Raw genomic sequence first — 6,027 nt, 5'->3', positions numbered from 1 at the left:
GCCGAGGACGAAGCCGCAGGAGGCGGAAACGGTGATGATGAGCAGGGGACCGGCGAAGCGGCCGATGTGTGCGGCGAGTCGCCTCACCGCCGCCACTCCCCGGGGGCGAGGCGGTAGGGGTGGGTCTCGATCAGGCGGTAGGTGAAGTGCTCCCGGTTGGAGGAGCGGTGCTGCCGCACCCAGTCGGACGCCTCGCGGGCGGCTTCGATTCGTGCGCCGAGTGTGGACTTGTCGTCTCCCTGTACGGCGTCGACGGTCGGGCCCGACTCGTCGCACACGGCGCACTGCATCCTGTACGTGGCGGGCTCGGCGTCCGGCTCGGTGTCGAAGACGACCGCGAAGCGTCGGAGGGCGTACGTGTGGTTCATGCGTGTCCCAATCGCTTCAGGTGGTCGGTGATCTCTGCCCGGAGTTCGACGTGTCGCCGCAACAGTTCGGCCAGCGGCTCGGGAGTTGCCGGCCGGTCGTCGCCGGACGCCTCGCGCGTGCGGTCGGCAGGTGTGTCGGACGGCTCCGGCGTGCTGACGGGTTCATCGGGACCGGTCATGACGGCCGCCCGGTAGCGCACTCGGCGAGGTGTCGGCGCAGCAGGAAGCGGTAGTCCGTGGCGGCCGAGTGGTCGCAGGCCTCTTCGTTGTGTCGCGCGGCTGCGCGCAGCTCGGCACAGGTCGTGCACCCGTGCGGCACGTTGCTGTCCGGGTTGAAGGTGTGGGGGTAACCGCCGTGCGCGGCAACGGACATGACGACTCCTCTCCGTAGCGGTTTCACCACCATGGAGTCACAGAGTGTTCTAGGCTCAAGGAGTCTTCAACGTCTCACCGCCGGAGAACACATTGGTCAACCGCAAGGAGTTGAACCCCGACGCGAGCCCGGAAGCGGCGTACGGTGCACGTTTGCGCAGCATGCGGGAAGCGCGGGGGTGGCTGCAAGATGAGCTAGGCGCACGCATGGGGTACTCGGGGCGGCACATCTCGGGGGTGGAAACTGGCAACAAACCGCCGACCCGGCGGTTTTCGGTGGCTGTTGACGCCGCGTTCGGGCTTACAGGTACCGAAGAGTCGTTCCAGCGTGAGTGGGGCAAGATCGAGCACGGCGTGCTGCTGCAGGGCTTCCCGGAGTACGTCGACCACGAGGGTCGAGCCGTAGAGGTCAGACTCTATGAAGTGGGTGTGATACCGGGGTTGCTACAGACACCGGAGTACGCCCGGGTGATCGAGAACAGCCACGTCCAGCGGGGCGCCATCACGGCCGAACAAGCTGAGGAAAGACTCTCGTTCCTGGCAGCACGCCAGTCGGCGTTACGGCGCGACCGTCGTCCCATGATGCTGGTGGTCCTGGATGAGAGCTGTATCCGAAGAACGGTCGGGGGGCCGGAGGTGATGGGTGCTCAGCTGGACTGGTTGCTGGACTACGCCGAACTCGCCAACGTCGTACTCCAGATCGCGCCGTTCTCGATGGGGGAGCGGCGGCCGTTCAACCACTCGCTTGTCCTGCTCACCCTGCGGGACATGTCGGTGCTTGCGTACGCGGAGTCACAGATGCGGGGGCATCTTGAGCGCGATACCCCTTCCGTACTTCCGCTGCTCACGGCATACCATCAACTCCAGGGCGAGGCGCTGTCCCCAGCGGCATCGAAGGCCATGATCCGAGAGGCACGAAAGGGTACTCCATGACTACCAAGACCGAGTCTCCTCGGTGGTTCACGTCCTCCTACAGCGGGGGCGGCGGCCAATGCGTCGAGGTGGCAGCGAACCTTGCCGCGACGCGCGGCGTGGTCCCCGTCCGTGACTCGAAGAACCCGGGTGGTCCGGTGCTGAACGTCTCCGCTCCCGCGTTCTCGGCGTTTGTGACGGCCGTCAAGAGCGGCGGGGTGACCGGCGCCTGAGCGCCGGGGGAGCCGTCCGCCGCAGGAACGACAAGAGCCCCGCCATACCTGCTTGGCCAGGTGGTGGCGGGGTTTCGTTCGGACAGCTACGGGGCGTGGAGGCGTAGGACGGCGCGTTCCGCGCCTTCTGGCGGGGTACCGCGGCGCGAGACGCCGATCATGACGGCGAACGCCAACGGGACGGTCCAGGAGGCTGGTTGCGCCAGCAGGACCGTCAGCAGTCCCGAGTCCCACGTGCCGAAGGCGGAGGCGAGGGCCGCGCCCGTCGCTGATATGCCGCCGACGACGAGGCCGCTTGCCGCGCCGGCGACCGTCAGTCTCGGCCACCAGATGCCGAGCACCAGCAGTGGGCAGAAGGTGGAGGCGGCGACGGCGAACGCCCAGCCGACCAGGACGTTGATGTCCAGGTGGGCGGCGGGTAGCGACAGCAGCACGGCGACCAGCGCGCCGACCGCCACCGCCGTGCGTAGGCGGGAGAGGCCGCCGACCGGGCCGCGATCGCCGAACAGGTCGTGGGAGAGGCCGCCGGCGAGCGCCAGCAGCAGGCCGGAGGACGTGGAGAGGAACGCGGCGAAGGCGCCGGCCGCCACCAGCGCCGTCAGCACGCTGCCGAGCGTGCCCGGCACGACCTCGCCCGGGAGGACGACCGAGACGGTGTCGGTGGTGTTGTCCCGCACGAGGTGCGGGGTCAGGACACGGCCGAGCAGTCCGTAGACGGCGGGGAAGAGGTAGAAGACGCCGAGGAGCGCGATCACGCCGACCGCGACCCGGCGTGCGGCGCGTGCGCTCGGGCTGGTGTGGAAGCGCATGATCACGTGGGGGAGACCGATCGCACCGAGTGTCGTCGCGAGCAGTACCGACCAGGTGGCCAGAAGTGGGTGTCCGGCGTCGTTGATGTCCAGGAGCGGACGGCTCCACCCTTCCGGTACGGTCACCGGGGTCAGCGCCTCCGCGCGGACCTCGCCGCCCACGTGCACCAGCACGTACACCGCCGGTACGGCGACAAACGCCAGCTTCACGAGGTAGTGGAACGCCTGCACGTACGTCGCCGAGCGCATCCCGCCGACGGCGATCGAGCCGCTCACCACCAGCCCGGCCAGCACCACGCCCACCCAGTACGGCGTGCCGCTGACCAGTTGCAGCACGACACCCGCGCCCTTGAACTGCGGTACCAGGTACAGCCACATGATGACCAGGACGATCAGTCCGCACAGCCGCCGCATCAGCGGCGAGGCCAGCCGGTATTCGGCGAAGTCCGGCACGGTGTACGCGCCGGAACGGCGCATCGGGCCCGCGACCAGCGCCACCACCGCCACGTAGCCGGCGGTGAAGCCGACGGCGAACCAGAGCGTGCCGACGCCGTTCTTGAGCAGCAGTCCGGCCAGGCCGAGGACCGAGGCCGCCGACACGTATTCGCCCGCGATGGCCATCGCGTTCCAGCCGGTGCCGACGCGGCGGGAGGCGACGAGGAAGTCCGGCGCTGTGCGCGCGGCCCGCACGCCGTACACGCCGATCAGCAGGCTCGCCGCGACGAGGAAGCCGATCGCCAGCAGCCCGGTCATCAGGCCGAACCTCCGCCGCCGCAGGCCGCGTCCTCGACGCGTTCCGCGCTGCGGACGTGCAGCACCGCGACCACCAGGAGCACCGGGTACGTCGCCGCAGCGAGGAGCAGCCAGGAGACCGGCACTCCGCCGAACGTCACCCGGTCCAGCACGGGCAGCAGCGCGATCAGGCCGCTGGTCCCGAACAGGACCAGCGCCAGCAGCGCCACCGTGCGGATCGCCAACCGCCGCTGCGCCGCGAACACCCGCCGCGCCAGCTCCGGGTCGGCGGGGCCGGCGAGCGGCAGCACGCCGCGCTCGACGCGGGAGCGCCGGGCGAGCGCCACCCGGGTCTGCGGGGACGTCACCTTCACCCGGCGCGTGGGGCTCATCTGGCCGCCCGGCCCAGCATCCCGCTGCGGGCCGCGTCGATGAGCTGCTCCTTCAACCCGCGCGCGTGCCGCCGGCTCACCGGCACGTCACCGGCGGGGGTGCACGCTACGAGACCCGCCGAACTCGTCACCCGCAGGTCGTGCACCCAGCCGACCGCGACCAGGTAGCCCCGGTGCACCCGCACAAAGCCGGCGGGCGCCCAGACCTCCTCCAGGTAGGACAGCGACAGCCGGATGAGGTGGGTGTCCTCGGCGGTGTGCAGGCGCACGTAGTCGCCGTGCGCCTCGGCGTACTGGATGTCGTCGCGCCGGACGAACACCGTGCGCCGGCTGTGCTCGATCTGCACGACCGCCAGTTCGTCCGCGACCGGCGACGACGCGCCGCCGCGTCCGCGCCGGGCGATGCGGGCCACCGACTCCGACAGCCGTTCCGGCCGCACCGGCTTCAGCAGGTAGTCCACGGCGCCGATGCCGAACGCCTCGATGGCGTGCGACTCCGAGGCCGTCACGAAGACGATCGTCGGGGGAGCGGACAGCATGCTGACGACGCGGGCCACGTCCATGCCGTCGAGACCGGGCATCGAGATGTCCAGGAAGACGGCGTCGAACGTGCCGCCGCCCAGCAGTCGTACCGCCGCCTCGCCGCTCTCGGCGGCCGACACCTCGCCGATCTCCGGCAGTTCCGTCAGCATTTCGACGAGATCCGCCCTGGTGGAGGGCTCGTCCTCGACCACGAGCACGTGCAGTCCGCCGCCGGGCGCGGCGGCGGAGGCGCCCTGCCGGCCTCCCCGGGGCGTCGTCGTGTGGTTCACTCCGCCACCACTCCTTGCTTGTACCTGGGAACGCGCACCACCACGCGGGTGCCGCTGCCCGGAGCTGTCTCGATCACCAGCCCGTACTCGGGCCCGTAGACGGTCCGCAGCCGCCGGTCGACGTTGGCCAGGCCCACGCCCCTGGCCTCCGGGCCGCCGCCGGCGAGGATCTCCCGGGCCAGCTCCGGTTCCATGCCGACGCCGTCGTCCTCGATCTCGATCACGCACAGCGCGCCCTCGCCGAACCCGGAGACGGCGATGTGGCCCCGGCCGGACTTGCGTTCCAGACCGTGCCGCACCGCATTCTCCACGATGGGCTGCACCACGAGGAAGGGGATGGCGACGGGCAGGATCTCCGGGGCCATCCGCACGGTCACCTCCAAACGGTCGTCGAAGCGGGCGCGCTGGAGCTCCAGGTACGTCTGGATGGCCTGGAGTTCGGCGGCGACGGTCGCGTAGTCGCCCGTGGTGGAGAAGCTGTAGCGCAGGTAGTCGGCGAAGTCGGTGAGCAGTCCTCGCGCCCGGGCCGGGTCGCTGCGGATGTGGGCGGCGATCACCGCCAGCGCGTTGTGCAGGAAGTGCGGGGAGATCTGCGCGCGCAGCGTCCGCAGGTCGGCCGCCGCGATCCGGGCCCTGGCCTCCCGCAGCTCGGCGTGGTCCAACGCCTCCGCCACCAGCGCGGCCAGCTCCTCCACGTCCTCCGCCGCGACCTCCCCGGTCACGCCGCCGGCCACCACCAGCGCGCCCGCCAGGTCACCGGCGACCAGCAGCGGCGCGGCGACCAGCGGTGGCTGACGCAGCACCCGGCCCCGGTTGAACACCTCGTCGAGAACCGCCCGGACGTCGCTGCCCGGCGGCAGCGGACCGGCCTCGGCGGCCGGGCCGTCCAGATCTGCGAAGACCACCGCGTCCGCGTCGAGCAGCCGGCGCAGCCGGCGGGCCGCCGCCGCGCCGCCTGAACCGTGCAGCCCGTGCCGCAGGTCCTGGCCGAGCAGCCTGGCCTCGCGCAGCCCGGCGACCGCGCCGGTCGGCTGGCGCGGTGCGCGGCGTCGCAGCCGGTCGGTGAACCGCCTTGTCCACTCCACGCGCGAACCGTAACCCAGCGCCGTGACCTGCGAAACCGCCCTGCGGAGAGCGGTTTCACACGCCTCGGTAGGGCGGTTCGCCCGGTGGCGCGCTCGCGGGGCCGACAGCCCCCGCCTCTCCGCCACGACGCCTGCGGCCTAGGAACACCGGTCACCGTCTCCGGACGCGCTCGCCGGCTCCGACCCGTCCGGACCACGCTGAATCCCCCGGCCACAGGGACCGGGGGATTCAGCCGCCCGGTCACGGAACGAGGAGGCGGACCGGGCGGGTACGGGAGGGGAGGCGCGCGAGTCCGGGCGCCTCCCCGGATG

The 6,027-nt window shown here is 71.3% G+C and carries 9 protein-coding genes; 2 read left to right on the top strand and 7 right to left on the bottom strand.

Translation table 11 applies throughout. From position 1 onward, the window contains the following. Positions 1-83: 83 nt before the first annotated feature. Genes GL263_RS19635 through GL263_RS19625 form a run of 3 tightly spaced genes read right to left on the bottom strand, consistent with a single transcriptional unit; the run spans position 84 to position 741 of the window. A complete protein-coding gene (locus tag GL263_RS19635; protein WP_182857047.1) occupies positions 84-368 on the bottom strand; it encodes a DUF7848 domain-containing protein in 285 nt (94 codons plus the stop codon). Then, positions 365-547, bottom strand: a complete 183-nt coding sequence (locus GL263_RS19630) for a hypothetical protein (RefSeq protein WP_182857046.1) — start codon at positions 545-547, stop codon at positions 365-367. The genes GL263_RS19635 and GL263_RS19630 overlap by 4 nt, the downstream gene beginning before the upstream one ends. Further along, positions 544-741, bottom strand: coding sequence for a hypothetical protein (locus GL263_RS19625; RefSeq protein WP_182857045.1), 198 nt, complete (start codon positions 739-741; stop codon positions 544-546). Before GL263_RS19625 ends, GL263_RS19630 begins: the two co-directional genes overlap by 4 nt. Before the next feature lie 92 nt (positions 742-833). On the opposite strand from GL263_RS19625, the gene GL263_RS19620 reads away from it, so the two are divergent. Next, positions 834-1,673, top strand: coding sequence for a helix-turn-helix domain-containing protein (locus GL263_RS19620; RefSeq protein ID WP_182857044.1), 840 nt, complete (start codon positions 834-836; stop codon positions 1,671-1,673). Beyond that, positions 1,670-1,885 carry a DUF397 domain-containing protein gene (locus GL263_RS19615; protein ID WP_182857043.1) on the top strand — a complete coding sequence of 72 codons (216 nt, stop codon included), beginning with the start codon at positions 1,670-1,672 and terminating at the stop codon, positions 1,883-1,885. Before GL263_RS19620 ends, GL263_RS19615 begins: the two co-directional genes overlap by 4 nt. 86 nt (positions 1,886-1,971) lie before the next feature. Here GL263_RS19615 and GL263_RS19610 read toward each other — a convergent pair whose 3' ends face one another. The 4 genes from GL263_RS19610 to GL263_RS19595 are packed head-to-tail and all read right to left on the bottom strand — an operon-like array spanning position 1,972 to position 5,715. Then, complete coding sequence (locus GL263_RS19610) at positions 1,972-3,447, bottom strand: sodium/solute symporter (protein ID WP_228456668.1); 1,476 nt, start codon at positions 3,445-3,447, stop codon at positions 1,972-1,974. Then, positions 3,447-3,818 (bottom strand): hypothetical protein, encoded by a 372-nt coding sequence (locus GL263_RS19605; protein WP_182857042.1) that lies wholly within the window; start codon positions 3,816-3,818, stop codon positions 3,447-3,449. Before GL263_RS19605 ends, GL263_RS19610 begins: the two co-directional genes overlap by 1 nt. Next, positions 3,815-4,630, bottom strand: a complete 816-nt coding sequence (locus GL263_RS19600; protein WP_323379484.1) for a LytR/AlgR family response regulator transcription factor — start codon at positions 4,628-4,630, stop codon at positions 3,815-3,817. The genes GL263_RS19605 and GL263_RS19600 overlap by 4 nt, the downstream gene beginning before the upstream one ends. Further along, a complete protein-coding gene (locus GL263_RS19595; RefSeq protein WP_323379483.1) occupies positions 4,627-5,715 on the bottom strand; it encodes a sensor histidine kinase in 1,089 nt (362 codons plus the stop codon). Before GL263_RS19595 ends, GL263_RS19600 begins: the two co-directional genes overlap by 4 nt. Positions 5,716-6,027 lie beyond the last annotated feature (312 nt).

The sequence above is a fragment of the Streptomyces durbertensis genome (assembly GCF_014156695.1).
In the GTDB taxonomy this organism is placed as follows: domain Bacteria; phylum Actinomycetota; class Actinomycetes; order Streptomycetales; family Streptomycetaceae; genus Streptomyces; species Streptomyces durbertensis.
Note: the sequence above shows the minus strand (reverse complement) of the source record. Positions and strands in the feature narration are given on the sequence as shown.

Coding starts and splice junctions, on each gene's coding strand:
- GL263_RS19635 (WP_182857047.1), bottom strand. CDS start 368: ATGAACCACACGTACGCCCTCCGACGCTTCGCGGTCGTCTTCGACACC.
- GL263_RS19630 (WP_182857046.1), bottom strand. CDS start 547: ATGACCGGTCCCGATGAACCCGTCAGCACGCCGGAGCCGTCCGACACA.
- GL263_RS19625 (WP_182857045.1), bottom strand. CDS start 741: ATGTCCGTTGCCGCGCACGGCGGTTACCCCCACACCTTCAACCCGGAC.
- GL263_RS19615 (WP_182857043.1), top strand. CDS start 1,670: ATGACTACCAAGACCGAGTCTCCTCGGTGGTTCACGTCCTCCTACAGC.
- GL263_RS19610 (WP_228456668.1), bottom strand. CDS start 3,447: ATGACCGGGCTGCTGGCGATCGGCTTCCTCGTCGCGGCGAGCCTGCTG.
- GL263_RS19605 (WP_182857042.1), bottom strand. CDS start 3,818: ATGAGCCCCACGCGCCGGGTGAAGGTGACGTCCCCGCAGACCCGGGTG.